The sequence below is a fragment of the Thermoplasmata archaeon genome, assembly GCA_036395115.1.
In the GTDB taxonomy this organism is placed as follows: domain Archaea; phylum Thermoplasmatota; class Thermoplasmata; order RBG-16-68-12; family RBG-16-68-12; genus RBG-16-68-12.
The window spans coordinates 1-17,345 of the sequence record DASWDU010000041.1; the positions used below are offsets into that span (position 1 = coordinate 1).

Here is a 17,345-nt window from a genome sequence, read left to right on the forward strand (position 1 = left end):
GGTGATCGTGGTCTCCATGAACAGGAAGGTCGCGAAGAATGCAGGCACGCGATGGTGCTCGTCCCATGAGACCGCGAGGGCGAGCGGGGTGAGCAGGGCGTTCAGGAAGACGAGGACGACGGAGAGTTCGTCGGCGCCGAATAGATAGTGCACGCCAATCGAGGGCACCCAATCGTACCTCTCGACCGCGTAGTACGCGTGGCCTCCCGTCGTGGCCGAGCTGAGAGAGAACAGATCCGTCCTCAGAAAACCCAGGAGGAGGACGGTTGCGAGGGCCAGGGTAAGGAGGGAGAACGCGAGGGCGATGCCGCGGGCCGCGCGGTCGGATCGAGTCACGAACGTCACGACGGCTCCGAGAGAGGGCAGGAAGACGATGAGGGTCAGAATCGGGAAGTCGACGAGCATTTCAGAGACCTGCCAGCCATGGGAACGACGCGCTCGTATAGGCGTTGATCAAGCCGAGGAACGGGATGGGGAAGAAGCCGACCACGAAGACCAAGGCGACGAGGACGGCATAGGAGGCGCGCTCCCACGGGAGGAGATCGTGCGGTTTCCCGAGCTGTTCTGGAACCTCTCCGAACAAGATGCGCTGCATCGTGTACAGATAGTATGCGGCGGTGACGACGACCGAGATCAGCGGGATGATGATGAGCCTCCTCATCGTGTCGAGGTTCTGGGAGCCGTACGCGCCGACGAAGACCATGAACTCGGACCAGAACGAATTCAGGCCGGGGAGCCCGAGGGACGCGAAGAAGCCGACCGCGAGGACGACCGAGAACTGCGGCATCGCCTTGAAGAGTCCCTGCAGCTCGGGGATCTCCCGCGTCCCCGTGCTATGCTTCACGGACCCGGCGAGCATGAAGAGGATCGCCGTAATCACCCCGTGGTTGAACAGCTGGAAGATCGCGCCCTGCACGCCGATCACCGTAAGGCTCGAGGCGCCGAGGAGCACGAACCCCATGTGTCCGACGGAGCTGTACGCGATGAGCCGTTTGAGATCCGTCTGGGCGAGACACACAAACGCCGCGTAGACCATCGAGACGGTCCCGAGGATCGCAAGGACCCACCAGAGGTCTTTCGCCGCCTCGGGCAGCATCCCGAAGTTGATCCGAAAGATCCCGTAGCCGCCCATCTTCAGGAGGACGCCGGCCAGGAGGACCGACCCGCCCGTTGGGGCCTCGACGTGGGCGTCCGGCAGCCACGTATGGAACGGGAACGAAGGCAGCTTCACGATGAATCCGAACAGGAACGCGGCGAAGACCGGCAGTTGCGTACCGAGCGTCAGGTACGGCACGGCGCTGCTCAACACGTGGAGCTTCGCGCCCTGCAGAAAGACCGTCATGTCGAACGTCGGCGCGCTGACGCCCGTCACCGCGAGGTTCACGTCCGCGCTGTAGAACCAGTACAGGGAGAAGATCGAGAGGAGCATGATGACGAAACCGACATGTGTGAAGATCAGGAACTTCAGCGCCGCATACCGCCGATTCGACCCGCCCCAGATCCCGATCAGGAAGAACATCGGGAGCAGGACGAGTTCCCAGAACACTGCGAACAGGACGAAGTCGAGGGCCTCGAATACGCCGACGAGGGCCATCTCGAGGAACAGGAAGAGCCCGAAGAACGCCCGAGGTCGGTGTTCCTCGTCCCAGTGGAACACGATTGCGAGGGTCGTGAGGAGCGCCGTCAGCCAAATGAGCGGCACGCTGAGCCCGTCGACGCCGACGATATAGTTGAGCCCGAACTGCGCCCACCACCCTTGCCGCTCTACATAGTACAGGGGGACGGCGGGCGCGGGAACTTCCGCGACTGGCGGTCCGATCAACCCGGCCCAGCTCGGCTGGATGAGCGCAGCCAAGAGGAGCGACGCCAGGGCGAGCTCGACGAGGCTGAAACCAAGGGCGGTGAGCTTCGCGATCCGCTGCGTCGCGCCGACCCCCCAGCCGACGCCGGCGCCGACGGCGGGGATGAGCAACAGGAGGGTGAGGAGGTACGACACTCTCACCGACCTCCGAAGAGCCGCAAGAACATGCCGGCGTAGATGATTGCAGCGACGACGACGATACCCACCACGATGACCCAGGCGTAGCTCTGCACCTGTCCCGTCTGCCGCGTCCGGAGGCGCCAACTTGTCCGGACCGTCTCGAGGCTCACCGCGTTCACGGCGCCGTCGATGACGCGACGGTCGAACGCATCCGTGCCCCGTGCCGTCGCCATGCCGCCTCGGCCGACCGCGTTCACGATTCCGTCGATCACCTTTCGATCGAACCAGTCGAAGCCCCGCGCGGCTCCATAGACGGCGGTCCGTCCGAAGGCATCGTACGCATCATCGATCCAGTAGCGCTTCGTGAGCATCTTGTGCACGAAGGCCCCGGAGGGGGAGGCGGTGAAGCGCTCGGCGGGAATCCGCTTCGTCGCGTAGACGGCCCAGGCGAGGGCGAGGCCGAGGACCGCGACGCCCATCGAGAGCCCCTCGAGCACGTAGTCTTGGAGCGGCACGCCGATCAGCGGGTAGCGGGCTTCCGCCGACTCGAAGAAGACGAGGTTCCCGAATCCCTGCATGGGGTAGGCGAGGAGGCCGGACACGAGGGCGAAACCCGCGAGGATCATCAGGGGGACCGTCATGACGCGCGGCGATTCGTGCGGGTGCTCGTGGCCCCGGTACTCCCCGCGGAAGGTCATGAACCAGAGGCGGAAGATGTAGAACGCCGTGAGGAACGCGGTGACGACGCCGAACGCGTACAGCAGGTAGAAGCCGGGTTGCTCCGCGCCGGCCTCGAACGTCACCGAAAGAATCTCGCCCTTGCTGAAGAAACCGCTGAACGGGACGATGCCCGCGAGGGCCAGGGCGCCGAAGAGCATCGTCTTCGAGGTGATAGGCAGGTGGTGGGAGAGCCCGCCCATCTCCCGCATGTCGTTCGTGTGCACGGCATGGATGACGCTCCCGGCGCCGAGGAAGAGGAGCGCCTTGAAGAACGCGTGATTGAACAAATGATAGAGCGCCGCGCTGTAGCCCGCGGAGTCCACCGGCTCGCCTCGGACCGACTCCGTCGCCATGAGGTACGCCCCGGCCCCGAGGCCGAGGAACATGTAGGCGAGCTGGGAGATCGTCGAGAAGGCGAGCACTCGCTTGATGTCAACGTTGACCACCGCCATCGTCGCCGCGAAGAGTGCGGTGAAGCCGCCGATCGCGGCGATGACGAGGATCGCGGTGAAGGGCGGCTCGACGGTGGGGGCGAGCGGCACCAAGAAGATGAACGACCGCGCGACAAGGTAGACCCCGGCCTTGACCATCGTCGCCGCGTGAATCAGGGCGCTGACCGTCGTCGGGCCCTCCATCGCATCCGGCAACCAGGCGTGGAGCGGGAACTGCGCCGACTTGCCGACGGCGCCGCCGAAGAGGAGCAGAGGGATGACCGTCAGGAGCTCCGGCGTGAGCGTGTTCGGATACAGGACAGCCATCCGCGCCCGGATCCCGTCGAACGTCAGCGTCCCGAAGACGTTCCAGATCACGAGCACGCCAATCAAAAAGAGGACGTCGCCCACACGCGTCACGAGGAACGCTTTCTTCGCGGCGGCCGCGGCCTCCGGCTTGTGGTACCAGAAGCCGATGAGCAGGTACGAGCAGAGGCCCATGATCTCCCAGAAGATCAGGAGCTGGAGGAAGTTGTCCGCGCTCACGGTGCCGAGCATGCCCGTCGCGAACAGGCTGACCTCGGCGTAGTATCGCGCCTTCCCCTCCTCCTCGCGCATGTAGCCCATGGAGTAGACGAAAATCAGGAGGCAGAGGAACGAGACAAGGACGAGCATCAGCGCGCTGAGATTGTCGATCAGCAAGGCGATCCTGAGGTCGGTGCCGGATATGCCGGGAATCCAGACGTATCCGTCGAGGGTCTCCGTAAACGCGCCGCCGAGGCCACCTTGCATCAGCACCTGCACGAAGATGTAGAGGGAGAGGACGAACGACCCGGCCATCGCGCCGACGACGACGTGGCCGCCGCCTTCGGGCAGCCGCCGGCCGACCAGGCCGACGAGGACGAACGCCGCGAGGGGCAGAAGCAGGATGAGCCAAGCGAGCCAGGCGTTCTCGATCATCCGTCACCACTTGAGGAACCGGACCTTGTCGAGCTCGATCGTCCCGTGGGTCTGGTAAATCGAGAGGAAGATCGCGAGTCCGACCGCCGCGTCCGCCGCCGCCACGGCGATCCCCAGGAGGGCGAACACCTGGCCGCTCGGGTCCCCGCTGTACGAGGAGAACGCGACGAAGTTCAGGATCGAGGCGTTGAGCATAATCTCGATCGACATGAGGACGATGATCGCGTTGCGGCGAGCTAGGATCCCGTACAGTCCGATGCAGAAGAGCATCGCGGAGAGGAGCAACTCGTACTCGAGAGGGATCACGGCCCCACCTTCCCCGCCTCGTCCATCTTCGCGAGGTAGACCCCGCCGATCATCGCCGCGCCGAGCAAGATCGCGATGAGGAGGACCGTGATCGCGTACGCGTTGAAGAGCTGGTTCGCGATGCCGTTCGACGACGTCGCGTTCGGATTGTACACGGGAATCGCCGTGGGCGTGTTGGGCCAGCCTACGTTTCCGAGGAAGGACAGGGCCATCACGAGGAACAGGGCTCCCGTCGCGAGGACGACCAGGACCTGGCGCGCGTTCACGTGCCGCCCTCCGGCTCAGCCGCCTCGTCCATGATCTTGCGGCGCGTGAGCATGATACCGAAGACGAACAGGACCGGGACCGCGCCGGCGTACACGAGGATCTGGATCAGGAAGACGAATTCGCTCAGGAACAGCAGGTAGATCGCGCCGATCGTGACGAGCGTCATCGCGAGCCAGAACGCCGCGCGGACGAGGCGCCGGTTGACGACGACGAGGACCGAACCGATCACCTCGAAGGCGCTCAACACGAGAAACGCGATGAGGTCCCACTCAACGGCCATCGCATCCCTCCCGGTGACCGGCGTCCGCGGACCCCGTGATGGCCCTCACCCCAAGACCCGGAATCCCGCCGCAATCAGGATCGCGAGGAGCGAGTACGGAATGAGGCGCTTCCAGCCGATGTTCAGGATCTGATCGATCCGCACGCGGGGCACGGACCACGAGAGCACGACGAAGAACGCGGACAGCGCGTAGATCCGCAGGACGAACCAGAACTCCTCCGGGAAGATTGGGATCGGGATACTCCCCACGAAGACCGTGGCGAAGACAGGACCACTCCATCCTCCCAGGTAGAGGATCGAGATGAGGGCGGAAGCGGCGAGCATCCGGAGCCACTTGAAGGCGAAGACGATGCCGAAGCGCATCCCGCTGTACTCAGTCGTCCAGCCCTCCACGAGTTCGGCCTCCGCCTCGGGGATGTCGAACGGCACCCGCTCCATCTCTGCGATCATCGCCACGCTGAACACGACGAACCCGAGGACCTGCGGGCCGAAGGCGTACCACGCGGGGATCGGCAGCGTCGTCCCGGCGAGGACGATCGGCCGATCCTGCTGACTCACGATCACGACCGGATTCAGGGAGCCGGTGAAGAACACGAGCGCGATGACCGCGAGGACCGCGGGAATCGAGTAGGCGAGGAGCATCGCCGCGGCTCGAAGGCCGCCGACAAGGGTGTACTTGTTGTTCGCAGACCATCCGGCAATCAGGATACCTAGGGGCGCGAGGGAGAAAGCGGCAAGGATGAACAAGATGCCGAGATCCAGATTCGCGACGTAGAACCCACTGCTCCACGGGAGGACGGCGAAGACCATCAGCGTGGAGGACGCGATGAGGACGGGAGAGATGTGGAACATCGCCGAGTCCGCGTTCCGCGGCGTGATGTTCTCCTTCTGGATGAGCTTGATGCCGTCCGCGAGATTTTGCAGGTAGCCGGTCCCCCGGTGCGTCGGCTTCCGGGTGCGGTTGAACGGCCAGAAGGGGAGCGACCAGACGGAGATCATGATGCCGTAGCGGTCCTGAAGGCGGCTGTACAGCTTCCGTTCGACCCACATGATCGTGAAGAGGTTGATCACCGTGACCCAGAGCACGACGACCGTGACGACGATGAGCCACGTGATCAGGGTGATTACAAAGTCCGTGCCGAGGAAATCCCCGAGGCCGGCGAGCGGGGGGATCGGCCCCGCGAGCGCGTATATGAGCTGCTGCACGACCCAGATAATCGCGGCGGTGAGGACCTTGCACACGCCGAAGAGGTCCGGGACGAGCGGGGCGCTCACTTGTCCATCTCCCCGACGCACACGTCAACGGATCCGAGGATCGAGACGACATCGGCGAGCTTGTTCCCGCGGAGCAGCGTCGGGGTGGCGGCCATCGTGCAGAACACGGGGCTTCGAATCTTGACCCGGTACGGACGATCGTCCCCGTCCCCGATGACGTAGAAGAGCGCCTCGCCGCGGGAGTCCTCCGTCTTGGCGTACCCCTCGCCTTCGGCGCGCCGCGGAGGCTTGACGCGATACGGACCCGTCTTCGGCATCTTCTCCAGGGCCTGCAGGACGATGCCGCACGACTCCCGCAACTCGTTGAAGCGGCACACGAACCGGGCGTAGGAGTCCCCCGCGCCGCCGTCGTGCCAGACCTGCGGCTCGAAGTCGATCTCCTCGTACGTCTCGTAGGGGTCGAGGCGGCGGAGGTCGACGTCCACGCCGCACGCCCGGAGGTTTGGGCCCGTGACGCCCCAGTTGATCGCCTCTTCGACGGAGATCTTGCCGACGCCTTCCGTCCGCATCCGGAAGACCTTCGATTCCTGGAAGATCGCCTGGTACTCATTCTCGTACTTCTCGAGGAAGTGCTCGATGCTCCGTCGGCACATCGCCTCGAAGTTCTCCGGGAGATCGTTCCGTACCCCGCCGACGCGGGGATAGTTCTGGTTCATCCGCATGCCCGACATGAGCTGGATCAGGTCGAGGAACAGCTCTCGTTCGCGGAGGGCCCACAGGAGGCCCGTGAGCAATCCGAGGTCGGGGCCGTAGGAGGCGAGCCACATCAGGTGGGAGGCGATCCGCTGCAGCTCGAGGGAGATGACCCGGATCCATTGCCCCCGCTCCGGCGTCTCGATCCCCATCATCTTCTCGACGGCGAGGCAGTACGCGTGGGACCAAGTGATCGAAGAGACGTAACAGAGGCGGTCCGTCAAGACGACGTTCTTCTGGAACTCGCGGACCTCCATGATCTTCTCGTACCCGCGGTGCAGGTAGCCGATCTCTGGCTTCGCGTCGACGATCGTCTCGCCGTCGACCTTGACCTTCATGTTCCAGAGCCCGTGGGTCATGGGGTGCTGCGGCCCCATGTTGATCCAGAACTCCGGCATTCACTTCCCCCCGCGGAGCTTGCGCCGGCTGATGTACTGGCGGTCCACCTCCTGGGCGAACGCCTTGCGGAGGGGATGGAACTTGAAGTCTTCCGGGAGGAGGATGCGGACGAGGTTCGGATGGCCCTCGTACTCGACGCCCATGAGGTCCCACGCCTCCCGCTCGTGGTAGTCCGCGGCGTGCCAGAGGCCCGTGAGGGAGGCGATCTTCGGGTCGCCGTAGGGGATCTGCGCATTGACCTGGACCATGCACCCGTTGTAGTAGTTCTCGATGTGGTAGATGCTCTCGAAGTGGTCCTTCCAGTCGACCGCCGTGATGCACGCGAGGTGCTCGAAGCCTTGCGTGTTCTTCAGGTACGTGCACACCGCGATCAGGTCCGCCCGGTCGATCACGATCTCGACGAGGCGCTCCCGGACGGCCTTCGCGTCCTTCAGCTTCGATGTGAACGCGGCCTGGAGGCCGGCAAGGACCTCCTTCTCGACCCCGGGCACGGGACGGCCGGTGATCTTGGGCAGCGGCTTGGCCAGGGCGCTCATATTTGGATGACCTCCTCCTTCTTGAGCGCATATTGGGTGGCCACGAACATGATCCCTAGGAACATGAAGATCGAGAACTTGGCCACAGGCGACCCGAAACTCAGGAGGCCGCCCCAGGCGAAGGCCCAGAGGAGGAGGAAAATCGCCGCGACATCGAAGATGACGAAAATCAGGGCGAACATGTAGTACTGAAAGTGGAACTGGATTTGCGCCTCGCCTTCCGGCACCTCCCCGCACTCGTACGTCAGGTCCTTCAGCGGCGTGGGGTGGTCGGGCCGAAAGAGCCGCGTGGCGAAGAACGTGCCGAGCGGGAACAGCAAGGCGATGATGGCGAAAATGACTACGGGGGCGTAGCTCTCCAGCGCCATCTTCAGGGCGTGGGAAAAAGGTCGGGCTATTAAACCTTTGTCGGGGTGCACGACGCACCGATTTTCTCCAGAGGAAGCGACCCCGCCGAGGCCGTCGCCGCCGACGATTCCCCGCCGCGCCGATTGCCTCGCGGACCGGGCACAACCGTTTATATTCGGGGAGTCCAATGCTCGCCGTCGATGGCCGCGACCCGACCGCTTCCTCCCGGGCAGCGCGAGGTCCGGAAGTGGCCGCGGCTCGATCTCGGGATCGTGCCGCGCTTTGATCCGAAGGCCTGGGACCTCCGGGTCGATGGCTCCGTCGACAAGCCACTCCGCTTCATCTACGACGAATTCCTGGCGCTGCCCTCGACGACGGTCACGTCCGCGTTCCACTGCGTGACCGGCTGGACGACGTTCGACAACGAGTGGGTCGGGGTGCCGATCAAAGAGGTGGCGCAGCGGGCGCAGATCCGGCCGAGCGCGCGGTTCGCGACCTTCCGGTGCGGCGACGGCTACACGACCTCCCATCCGCTCGACGTCCTCTACGATGCGGACGTCCTCCTCGTGCACACATGGGATGGGAAGCCCCTTCCGCTCGAGCACGGCGGCCCCGTGCGGCTCCTCGTGCCGAAGCGGTACGCGTACAAGAGCGCGAAGTGGGTCCGCGGCGTGACGTTCACGGACGACGAGGAACTCGGCTACTGGGAAGTGCGCGGTTACAGCAACACGGCCGACCCGGTGACCGAGGACCGCTACTCCTTCTAGGCGAACGGAGAAAGTCCATAAGCCGACCGTTCCTTGCCGCGCCGAGGCGTGTGGCGACTCTCCCGGCCGACGATCGGCCCGACGAGCGCCGGATGAGTTTCTTCGAGCACCTCGAGGAACTCCGGCAGCGTCTGAAGGTCGTCTTCGTGACGTTCATCGTTGCCTTCGCCCTCCTGCTGATATTCGCCATCGAACCGGTCTCCGTCGGCAATGTCCAGCTCTACCTCCCCGTCCCCAGCGCGGATGTGGGCCACACGATCCCGGCCCAGGTATTCGGCCTCATGAACCGGAGCCTCGTCCAAGGCAGCGCGACGCTGACCGTCTTGACCCCGTGGGAGGCGGTCATCGTGCAGATGAAAGTCGCGATGTTCCTCGGCGCGGTCATCACTTCCCCGATTACGACCTACGAGTTTTGGCGTTTCGTCGCCCCCGCCCTGAAGCCGAGCGAGCGGCGTCTGATCTTTCGCATCACCGCCCCCGTCGTCGTCCTGTTCCTCGCGGGGGTCCTCATGTCGCTCCTGGTCGTGTTGCCTTTTACGTTCCCCTTCCTCTACGGTTTCGCCAGGTCCTTGGGCGCGGCACCCCTGTTGCGCCTTGACGACTTCCTCGATTTCGTCTTGTGGTTCAGCCTCGCCTTTGGACTCGCCTTCGAACTTCCGGTCGTGATGTACGGCCTATCGTACCTGGGGATCGTCACGCCAGACTTCTGGAGGGAAAACTGGCGGTACGCGGCGATCGCGATTTTCTTCTTCGGCGCGGCGATTACGCCCGACGGAAGCGGCGTGACAATGATGCTCGTCGCGCTCCCGATGCTCTTCCTCTACGTCGCGGGCTATGTGGCCATCGTCATCCGGGAGCGGCGCCGCGCCCGGGCGAAAACCTCATAAGACCGGTCTCCTTGGACCGAACCGCGGGGGTCATGTTCGGCTTCTCGATGGGATCGATAACGGCACAACTCCCGAGCGGTTTCGAATGGGTCGTCCTGCTCATCCTCATCGCAGTCCTCCTCCTCTTCGGACCCAAGAAGTTGCCCGAGCTGGCGCGCGGCGTGGGCCGAGCGCTCGGCGAGTTCCGGCGCGGCAAGATGGAGGTCGAGCGAGAGATTTCGATGGAACTCTCGTCGATGGACGTCAAGGACACACGCGCGCGCGTCGAGAAGACCGCGAGCATCCTCGGCGTCCCCGCGACCGGCCGGAGCGAGATGGAGCTCAAGCTCGGCATCGCGCGCGCCATCGACCGAGCCCCCGACGACCAAGTCGTCAGCGCGGCGCAGGCGATGGGCGTGTACAGCTCCGGCGCGGACACGCAACGGCTCAAAGAACAGATCATCAAGGCCCTGAACGTCTGATCGTTTTCTCCTTACGACGCGTACGCGCGTTACCTTTATCGGGGCCGACCGTTTACCTGCGCCCGCTCACGGAGAACGGCGCATGGCGAGCCTCGATTACGCGTACCGCCGGCTCGTGAACACGCTCGGTCCGGAACGGGTCGCCCGCTCCGAATTCGAGCGGATGGTGTACAGCCACGACTTCGCGTCGCTGCCGAAGATCGCGCTGCTGCAGTGGCGGCTCTATCCGGACTTCGTCGCGCTTCCGCAGACGACGGAAGAGGTCGCCGCACTGGTCAACTTGAGCGACGAGAGCCAGCTCCAGATCACGCCGCGGGGCGGCGGGACGAGCTGGTACGGAGGGACCGTCCCGAACCGCGGGGGCGTCCTCGTCGACATGCGCAAGATGAACGCGATCCTCGGACTCGATCCGGGCGCGCGAACCGTGACCGTGGAGGCGGGCGCGACATGGAAAGACGTCGAAGACTACGTCGAGTCCAAAGGTTTCTCCCTGCCGGTCGTCCCGACGAACGCGATTGGCAGCACCGTCGGGGGCGCGATCAACTCCGGCGCCACGGGGTTCGGCGGCGTTCGGAACGGGAGCCTTCGCGACGCGATCACGAACCTCGATGTCGTCCTGCCGGACGGCCGCATCCTGAAGACCGCGCCGGCCGGCGACGCCGGAGGCGCCCTCGCGAATCTCACGCCTCTCTTCTTCGGCGCGGAGGGGACGCTCGGCATCATCACGCGGGTAACGTTGCGGCTCGTCCCGAAGGCGGACGTCGTGAAGCCGCTCGCCTACGCGTTCCCCGGACTCGGCCCGGGCGCGCGATTCCTGAAAGGCCTCGTCGACGCGGGCCTCGCTCCCCACCACGCCATCGTCATCGACCGGGAGCACTTCGTGTTCGAACGCGCGCTGCGGCCGGACAGCCCGGATCCGGCACCGATCGCCCTCGTCGCCGTCCGCGGCACGAAGGACGACGCGGCGGATCAGGAGCGGACAATCGACGCGCTCGCCTCGAAGGAGAAGGGCACGCGGCTCTCCCCCGAGATTTGCGACCGGATGTGGCGGGAGCGGTACGACAACTACGGCGCGCGGCGGCTGAGCCGCGGCCTGATCGTCTCGTACAACCTCGTGCCGGTGTCGCGGCTGCCGGAGGCGGTCGAGACCGCCGCAGAAATCCGGGACAAGCTCAAACTCAACGGCGCCGTGCAGGCGTATCTCGTCGACGCGACGACCGCCGCGCTCGTGCCGTACGTGCTCATGGACGACACGCGTCCGTCCGGCGGTACGGCGCTCGGCTTCGCTAAGCGGATGGGCGACGCCGCGTTCGAGATGGAGGGCCATCCGATGGGGCTCGGCTTGTTCCTCGTGTTCAACCTGAGGAAGATGCACGGCCGCGCGACGACGATGATCTCTGCGGTCAAGGTGGTCCTCGATCCGCGCAAGAAAGTCAACGGCGGCAAGACGTTCGAGGTCTGGACGAAGTACCCGTGGCCGGGACTGCGCGCGATTCCGCCGCCCGGGATGGCGGTCGGCCTCGAGATCGCCGCGATCCTCCGGAGGGCGAAGCCCACGCGGGACCGGTTCGTGCGGGCGTACGAGCACGCAAAGGAGGAGTGAGATGGGCCTCCTCCGCGACTGGCACTACATCGAAAAGGCCGTCGAGATCCCGGCGCTCTCCGAGCTAATCCGGGACGCGCTGATCCGTGCCCTGTTCGTGCGGGACGACCGGGTGCTCCCGAAGGACCTCATCGCGGACCTGAGCCGAGTGCCGCCCGTCACGGTCAAGGTGAAAGACGACGGAGAGGTGCGCAAGCTCGTGCGCGTGCTCAACGGCCAGGAGAGCACGCTGAGCCTCGGCCTGGGCGCGGAGGACTACCACTACTTCCGCACGCAGCTCGGCGTCGGTCGGACGCGGGAGTTCGGGGTCGTCGTGCGACCGCGGACCCTGCTGACGTACGACTGGATCGTCCCGGAGCAGCGCGGCGTCCAGCTCGACTTCTCTGCCTACGCGGGCATCGAATTCGCGGCGGAAGGCCACCGGGCGATCGCGCAGGTGGGCGCGACGTGGAAGTCGCTGTACGACGCCGCGGCCGCGAAAGGCCACTCCGTCCCCTTCGTGCCGACTGTCCCTCTCGACTTCGCGGTCGGGGACGCGCTCGTCGGCGACGCGCCGTTCGCCTCGTACCGCGGCGAGTTCGGCTCCTTCGTGAACGCCCTCCGGACCATCAGTGCGTTCGGCCATCGGGCGCGCCTCGGCTTCGAGGACGTCGCGAACAACGGCACGGCCTACGATTTCCTGCACGCGGCGATCCCGCTCGCCGGGGAGTTCTTCATCCCGGTCGCCGTGGCCGTCCGGCTCGAGGCGAAGGCGGCGGCCCGCAAGACGCTGACGTACGCCTTCGACGACGGCGCGAAGCTGTCGGCCGCCCTCGACAAGCTCTCTCGCACGGGACAGGTCCTCGACTGGGTCCACGTGACGGACGCGGCAGCCGCCAAGATCCTGCGCCCCACGGCCGCGGCCGAGGCGTTCAGCGCCCAGGTGGCGTTCGGAGCCACGGCCACGGGCATGGCCGCGAAGGAGAAGGCGATCGACGCCGCGATGGCCGGATTCAGGTCGAAGAGTGCCGACGTCCCGAATCCGTTCGACGCGGCCGCGGACGCGTACACGAAGACGGCGGAGAGCGTCTCGCGCTCGTTGTTCGTCGGCGAGGTGCGCCTTCCGTCGAAGGCTCTCGGAGATTTCGCGGCCCGGCTCCACGCGTTCGGCGACCAGTCCGCCGCGAAGGCGGGCTTCTACGCGAGCCTGCGAGAGACCGGGACCGTTTCCGTTTTCCCGTTCTTCGCCTCGCCGAAGGACCGCACGAAGCAGCATGACCTCTCGAAAGGCGTGCGGGCGATCATCTCGAAAATCGCGGGAGGCGTCTTCACGTCGCGGCTCGCGCACCTCTGGGAGGAGGACCCCCAGTTCCTCCAGCGAATGGCGATCCTGCGATCCCTCAAGCTCACGATCGACACGGCGCACGTCGTCCAGCCGCTCGTCACGCCGTGAAGCGGCTCACATTTGCGGCGCGCCGCACTTCGGACAGATCGCCTGGCCTTCTTCAAGCGGCGACCGGCAAGCGATACACACACCCGTGTGGATCTTGATTGGCATCATCGAGACGAACACGCCGAGGGGGATGAACAGCAGGGTGTACGCGTACTGGCCCGTCACGATCCCTTCGAGGCCGATCGCCACGAGGAACACCCCGGCGATTTTCATGATGACGATGAGCCGCTGCGTGCGCGGGAGGTTCTTAATCGTCTGGATCTCCTGCTTGTACGTCATCCGAGGGGCCTTCCGGGCCCTCACGACCGTTGGAGGCGAGGCCGCGTCCGTCATCCTGCGTCGCCGCCCTCTGCCTCTTCTTCGCTCGGTTCTTCGTGCGGCTCCTCCGCGGGCTCGGGCGGGGCCGCGGCCGGCGTTGCCGCCTTCGGCGCCGGGGTCGGCGCGGGCGTCGCGGGCTTGGCCTGTGCCGGCGCAGGAGGTCGCGGAGCCGGCGCCGGTGGCGCCGAGGTCGACACCACGCGGCCGTCCTTCACGACGAAGTCGTGCTTCGTGACCATCGTGATCGCGTCGACCGGGCACACGAGCGCGCACTTCTCGCAACCCACGCAGTTTTCCTCGATGATGATCGCCTTGCGCGACGTGTACGAGTAGTCCGGCAACGCGAACTTGCGATCCACCATCGAGATCGATTCGAACGCGCAGTTGTCGAAGCAGTGGGTGCACCCCATGCAAATCTCCTCGGCCACCACGGCGAGCGTGCCTCGGCCGCGAATGAATTCCTGCGTCCGGACTTTGAAGCCCTGCTTGTACCGATCCCTGGCGAGCGTGAGGTTCATCTGGCGGACGTTGCGGTAGTACGCGACGAGCGGGTCCGCGGGCGGGCCCGGCGCGGGGGGCGCAGGAGGCGCGGGCTTGGGGACCTCCGCGGGCGCCGTCGCCGTCCGGATCACCCCCGTCTCCCGGGAAGAGGCGGCCCCTGCCGCTTCGCGTCGATGTTGCTCCCCGTCGGATAGTCCCCGGGAAGTCGCTCCGCGAGGAACTGGGTGATGTCCATGACCTTGTAGCGGTACCGTTCCTCCCCCGGCTGCCACCGGTTCTCGTGATGCAGGCATCCGAAGTGGGTGAGGCACTTCGGGCAGGCGGTCAGGAGATAGTCCGCCTCGACTTCGGTCGCCTCGTCCATCCGCTTCCGCGTCAGGCCCTTCGTCTTGTCGTTGCAATACATCATCTGCGCGACACCGCAGCACTGCGCGTCCGCGCGGAACGTCTTGAGTTCGACGAGCTCTGCGTTGTCGACGCGCTTGACGAGCTCCCTCGGCTCTTCGTAGAACGGCTCCATCGGCATCTGACGGCCGGAGCGGCACGGGTCCTGGTAGGCGACGCGGATCTTCTTCGCGGTCTCCGGTTGCGGCGGAATCCGCAGGCCGCGTTCGTAGAGGAGTTGCGTGATGTGCACGACCCGCACGCCGTCGAGCTTGTAGTCCAGCTTGAACGTCCGGTACCCCTCCGCGCACGATGTGACGAACGTCTTAACGCCGAGCATCTTGATGATCCGCGAGTTGTAGTCCCGCATCCGCTCGAAGATGTCGATCTTTCCTTGCCACAGCTGGTCGTGGCCGCAGCACTTCATGAACGACCGGTCGAGGATCATCGGCTGAATCCCGACCGCTCGGAGCAGCTTGATCGAGGAGTCGAAGATGATCCCGTGGTTCGTGTCGCCGTAGTTCAGGTGCGAGAACTGCATCTCGACGTCGTAGTAGTCGACGCAGCCCGGGTAGTACGCGTACTCCGACTTGTGCTCCACCTTGATCTCTGGGATCGTCGTGTCGTCGGCCTCGCTGTCGAGCACGCGGAACATGACCGGATGGGGGATCGTGCGGCCGGGGCCGTACTCCGTCTCCATCATTCCCGCTCGCCTCCGTCCGCCGCCATGCGGGCGTGGATCTTCGCGCGCTCCTCGAGGATGTAGTCGCTGTACTGGATGTCGAGCGGGCAGACGGCGCTGCAGGCGTCGCACGCGAGGCACGTCCACAAGGGGACGCCGTCGTGCTGTTTCTTGAAGGTGTTGTAGACGAGGTTCAGCCCGCCGAGGGCGTCGTCCTCGACCTTCGTGACCGGGCAGACGGTGTGGCACTTGCCGCACTGGTAGCACTCGTTGAGCAGGTATTCGTACGTGCTGTACGGCCGCCGCGTGCCGAGCCACGCCGTCACGATGGCGAACATCGGCATCAGGACGAGCGTGTTCATGTTCGGCCAGAGGACGAGCAGGACCCATCCGAGGGCGGTCGGCTGGTCGAGGTAGGCCACGCTCGCGTAGAACGCCATGAAGCCGAGAAGGCCGAGGACGCCGGCCCACGTCGATACCTTGCGGGCCTTCGACTCCGGAGCGAAGAGGACCGCGGCCGCCGTGGCGACCGTCGGCACCGCGATGATCGCGAGGGCGATCGCGATTTCAAGCGTGAATTGGCGCATCTCCGGACCCAGGCCGGAGGGATCGAACAGGATGTATGCCGACTGCGCCACGACGATCGCCGCCAGGCCCGACACGTAGGGCGCGAGCCATCGGCGCATCGGTTGGAACCCGAGCCGTCGGAGGGCGATGTACGACGTCAGCCCGACGAGCACGGGCGGGATCACGAAGAACCATTTCATCGTCCAATCCGGGATCAACGCCGCACCGTTCGCGACCCACCGCTGCGCGACGACCTCCCGGATCGAGTAGAGGGAGGAGGTGAAGATCCACGCGATCAGGAACGCGAGCCCGAACGCGGACCGGACCGGCGCCTTCGCGGGGCGCGCCTCACGACCTCGGTCGATGAACGGCAAGATCAGGAGGAAGATGACCGGGATGCCGCTGAGCAAGTCGCCCCAGAAGGCCGCGCTGAACTCCGTCTTCAGCGGGGTCCCCTCGCCGATCGTGAACTGCGGGAAGATGTCCGCGACCTTCAGGAGGCCCCACGAGAACAAGAGGTACCAGTCCGGGACGATCAGCTCGGAGAGCTGCGGGCTCCGCGCGGGTCCGAGGAACGGCGTCACGAAGGCCGACAGGAAGAACATCATCGCCACGAGGAGGAACGTCACCACGAGGTCTCGGGTGGCTTCCTGCGGGAACAGCGGGATGCCGGGCTGGTGGTCCGACCGCTCCGGCCCGTACTGCCGGGGGAACCCGGACCGGCGGCCCTCCATGATCTTCCCCTTGACGTACTCGATCTCCATGGACTACCTCAATGCGGCTCCGCGACGCCTTGCAACCACACGAGCCCCATGTGCAGGACCATGAGCCCCGTCCCGACGAGGGGCAGGATGAACACGTGGATCCAGTACCACCGCAGGATGTACACTCCAGTCAGGGTGTTGATGTCCCCGAACAGCAGCGTCGCGAGCTGATCCCCGATCGCCGGCGACGCGCGCGTCATGTTGATCCCGATGTTCGCCGCGCCCTCGCTCAGGTTGTTCGCAGGGAGCAGGTAGCCGGAGTAGCCGAACAGGATCGTGACGAGCATGAGGACGACGCCCAAGAGCCAGTTCAGCTCGCGCGGCTTCTTGTACGCGCCGGTGAAGTAGACGCGGCACATGTGGAGGAACACGGCCGCGATCATGATGTGCGCGGCCCAGTGGTGCATCCCTCGGATGATGAAACCGAACGGGATCTCGTTCATGATGATGTTCATCGAGCCGTACGCGGGATTCGTCAAGTCTCCCGTCACCCGGTTGATCTCGAGCCGGCCGTCGGGCACGTAGAAGAAACCGAGCAGGATGCCCGTGATCGTGAGGACGATGAACGCGACGAAGGAGATGCCGCCGAGGCAGTAGAGCGGGTACCAGTACCAGATCGTCTTGAGCTCGTACTTCTCCGCATGGCTGCGGGGGACCTGCCGCTGGTCCGTCTCCAGCACGACCCGCGTCAGGTCGGCGTACGGGACGGTCGGGAAGCGGGACTTGATCCATCCGAAGATCGTCCGGCCCGTGTCCTGCCGAATGTCCCCCGTCGTCGACGTC

20 protein-coding genes are annotated in these 17,345 nt (G+C 65.4%); 5 read left to right on the forward strand and 15 right to left on the reverse strand.

The window, feature by feature from the left end:
* The 10 genes from VF992_10120 to VF992_10165 all read right to left on the reverse strand — a co-directional run.
* A partial coding sequence (locus VF992_10120; GenBank protein HEX9341502.1) for a hypothetical protein occupies positions 1 to 405 on the reverse strand: 405 nt, incomplete at its 3' end.
* Position 406: 1 nt separating this feature from the next.
* Positions 407 to 1,996, reverse strand: a complete 1,590-nt coding sequence (locus VF992_10125; protein HEX9341503.1) for an NADH-quinone oxidoreductase subunit M — start codon at positions 1,994 to 1,996, stop codon at positions 407 to 409.
* 2 nt (positions 1,997 to 1,998) lie between these two features.
* A complete protein-coding gene (locus tag VF992_10130; protein HEX9341504.1) occupies positions 1,999 to 4,092 on the reverse strand; it encodes a proton-conducting transporter membrane subunit in 2,094 nt (697 codons plus the stop codon).
* A 3-nt stretch (positions 4,093 to 4,095) separates the two neighbouring features.
* Positions 4,096 to 4,398 carry an NADH-quinone oxidoreductase subunit NuoK gene (gene nuoK, locus VF992_10135; protein HEX9341505.1) on the reverse strand — a complete coding sequence of 101 codons (303 nt, stop codon included), beginning with the start codon at positions 4,396 to 4,398 and terminating at the stop codon, positions 4,096 to 4,098.
* Entirely contained in the window at positions 4,395 to 4,664 is a 270-nt protein-coding gene (locus tag VF992_10140) for an NADH-quinone oxidoreductase subunit J (GenBank protein HEX9341506.1), read from the reverse strand. The genes nuoK and VF992_10140 overlap by 4 nt, the downstream gene beginning before the upstream one ends.
* Complete coding sequence (locus VF992_10145) at positions 4,661 to 4,945, reverse strand: NADH-quinone oxidoreductase subunit J (GenBank protein HEX9341507.1); 285 nt, start codon at positions 4,943 to 4,945, stop codon at positions 4,661 to 4,663. The genes VF992_10140 and VF992_10145 overlap by 4 nt, the downstream gene beginning before the upstream one ends.
* 45 nt (positions 4,946 to 4,990) lie before the next feature.
* Positions 4,991 to 6,220: a complex I subunit 1 family protein gene (locus VF992_10150; protein HEX9341508.1), complete on the reverse strand. Its 1,230-nt coding sequence runs from the start codon at positions 6,218 to 6,220 to the stop codon at positions 4,991 to 4,993.
* The gene (locus VF992_10155; protein ID HEX9341509.1) at positions 6,217 to 7,311 is read right to left on the reverse strand and encodes a nickel-dependent hydrogenase large subunit; all 1,095 of its coding nucleotides are present in this window, start codon (positions 7,309 to 7,311) and stop codon (positions 6,217 to 6,219) included. The genes VF992_10150 and VF992_10155 overlap by 4 nt, the downstream gene beginning before the upstream one ends.
* Complete coding sequence (locus VF992_10160) at positions 7,312 to 7,848, reverse strand: NADH-quinone oxidoreductase subunit C (GenBank protein HEX9341510.1); 537 nt, start codon at positions 7,846 to 7,848, stop codon at positions 7,312 to 7,314.
* Positions 7,845 to 8,216, reverse strand: a complete 372-nt coding sequence (locus VF992_10165; protein HEX9341511.1) for an NADH-quinone oxidoreductase subunit A — start codon at positions 8,214 to 8,216, stop codon at positions 7,845 to 7,847. The genes VF992_10160 and VF992_10165 overlap by 4 nt, the downstream gene beginning before the upstream one ends.
* A gap of 180 nt (positions 8,217 to 8,396) precedes the next feature.
* On the opposite strand from VF992_10165, the gene VF992_10170 reads away from it, so the two are divergent.
* From VF992_10170 to VF992_10190, 5 genes are all read left to right on the forward strand, one after another.
* Positions 8,397 to 8,963, forward strand: a complete 567-nt coding sequence (locus VF992_10170; protein ID HEX9341512.1) for a molybdopterin-dependent oxidoreductase — start codon at positions 8,397 to 8,399, stop codon at positions 8,961 to 8,963.
* A 50-nt stretch (positions 8,964 to 9,013) separates the two neighbouring features.
* Positions 9,014 to 9,850, forward strand: a complete 837-nt coding sequence (tatC, locus tag VF992_10175; protein HEX9341513.1) for a twin-arginine translocase subunit TatC — start codon at positions 9,014 to 9,016, stop codon at positions 9,848 to 9,850.
* A gap of 11 nt (positions 9,851 to 9,861) precedes the next feature.
* Positions 9,862 to 10,311: a twin-arginine translocase TatA/TatE family subunit gene (locus VF992_10180; protein ID HEX9341514.1), complete on the forward strand. Its 450-nt coding sequence runs from the start codon at positions 9,862 to 9,864 to the stop codon at positions 10,309 to 10,311.
* Between the two features lie 82 nt (positions 10,312 to 10,393).
* Positions 10,394 to 11,914 carry an FAD-binding oxidoreductase gene (locus tag VF992_10185; GenBank protein ID HEX9341515.1) on the forward strand — a complete coding sequence of 507 codons (1,521 nt, stop codon included), beginning with the start codon at positions 10,394 to 10,396 and terminating at the stop codon, positions 11,912 to 11,914.
* Between the two features lies 1 nt (position 11,915).
* The gene (locus VF992_10190) at positions 11,916 to 13,346 is read left to right on the forward strand and encodes an FAD-binding protein (protein ID HEX9341516.1); all 1,431 of its coding nucleotides are present in this window, start codon (positions 11,916 to 11,918) and stop codon (positions 13,344 to 13,346) included.
* A 6-nt stretch (positions 13,347 to 13,352) separates the two neighbouring features.
* On the opposite strand, the gene VF992_10195 is transcribed toward VF992_10190, so the two are convergent.
* From VF992_10195 to VF992_10215, 5 genes are read right to left on the reverse strand one after another with little or no spacing between them, the layout of a single operon-like run.
* The gene (locus tag VF992_10195; GenBank protein ID HEX9341517.1) at positions 13,353 to 13,649 is read right to left on the reverse strand and encodes a hypothetical protein; all 297 of its coding nucleotides are present in this window, start codon (positions 13,647 to 13,649) and stop codon (positions 13,353 to 13,355) included.
* A gap of 26 nt (positions 13,650 to 13,675) precedes the next feature.
* Positions 13,676 to 14,296, reverse strand: a complete 621-nt coding sequence (locus tag VF992_10200) for a 4Fe-4S dicluster-binding protein (protein ID HEX9341518.1) — start codon at positions 14,294 to 14,296, stop codon at positions 13,676 to 13,678.
* Positions 14,293 to 15,252, reverse strand: coding sequence for a (Fe-S)-binding protein (locus VF992_10205; GenBank protein HEX9341519.1), 960 nt, complete (start codon positions 15,250 to 15,252; stop codon positions 14,293 to 14,295). The genes VF992_10200 and VF992_10205 overlap by 4 nt, the downstream gene beginning before the upstream one ends.
* Complete coding sequence (locus VF992_10210; protein HEX9341520.1) at positions 15,249 to 16,562, reverse strand: 4Fe-4S dicluster domain-containing protein; 1,314 nt, start codon at positions 16,560 to 16,562, stop codon at positions 15,249 to 15,251. Before VF992_10210 ends, VF992_10205 begins: the two co-directional genes overlap by 4 nt.
* An 8-nt stretch (positions 16,563 to 16,570) precedes the next feature.
* Complete coding sequence (locus VF992_10215) at positions 16,571 to 17,242, reverse strand: cytochrome b N-terminal domain-containing protein (protein HEX9341521.1); 672 nt, start codon at positions 17,240 to 17,242, stop codon at positions 16,571 to 16,573.
* Positions 17,243 to 17,345 lie beyond the last annotated feature (103 nt).

What these genes read in the sequence shown, in the direction of transcription:
- VF992_10130 (HEX9341504.1), bottom strand. Translation starts at nt 4,092, where the DNA reads ATGATCGAGAACGCCTGGCTCGCTTGGCTCATCCTGCTTCTGCCCCTC.
- VF992_10145 (HEX9341507.1), bottom strand. Translation starts at nt 4,945, where the DNA reads ATGGCCGTTGAGTGGGACCTCATCGCGTTTCTCGTGTTGAGCGCCTTC.
- VF992_10155 (HEX9341509.1), bottom strand. Translation starts at nt 7,311, where the DNA reads ATGCCGGAGTTCTGGATCAACATGGGGCCGCAGCACCCCATGACCCAC.
- VF992_10160 (HEX9341510.1), bottom strand. Translation starts at nt 7,848, where the DNA reads ATGAGCGCCCTGGCCAAGCCGCTGCCCAAGATCACCGGCCGTCCCGTG.
- VF992_10165 (HEX9341511.1), bottom strand. Translation starts at nt 8,216, where the DNA reads ATGGCGCTGGAGAGCTACGCCCCCGTAGTCATTTTCGCCATCATCGCC.
- VF992_10170 (HEX9341512.1), top strand. Translation starts at nt 8,397, where the DNA reads ATGGCCGCGACCCGACCGCTTCCTCCCGGGCAGCGCGAGGTCCGGAAG.
- VF992_10185 (HEX9341515.1), top strand. Translation starts at nt 10,394, where the DNA reads ATGGCGAGCCTCGATTACGCGTACCGCCGGCTCGTGAACACGCTCGGT.
- VF992_10190 (HEX9341516.1), top strand. Translation starts at nt 11,916, where the DNA reads ATGGGCCTCCTCCGCGACTGGCACTACATCGAAAAGGCCGTCGAGATC.
- VF992_10205 (HEX9341519.1), bottom strand. Translation starts at nt 15,252, where the DNA reads ATGATGGAGACGGAGTACGGCCCCGGCCGCACGATCCCCCATCCGGTC.
- VF992_10210 (HEX9341520.1), bottom strand. Translation starts at nt 16,562, where the DNA reads ATGGAGATCGAGTACGTCAAGGGGAAGATCATGGAGGGCCGCCGGTCC.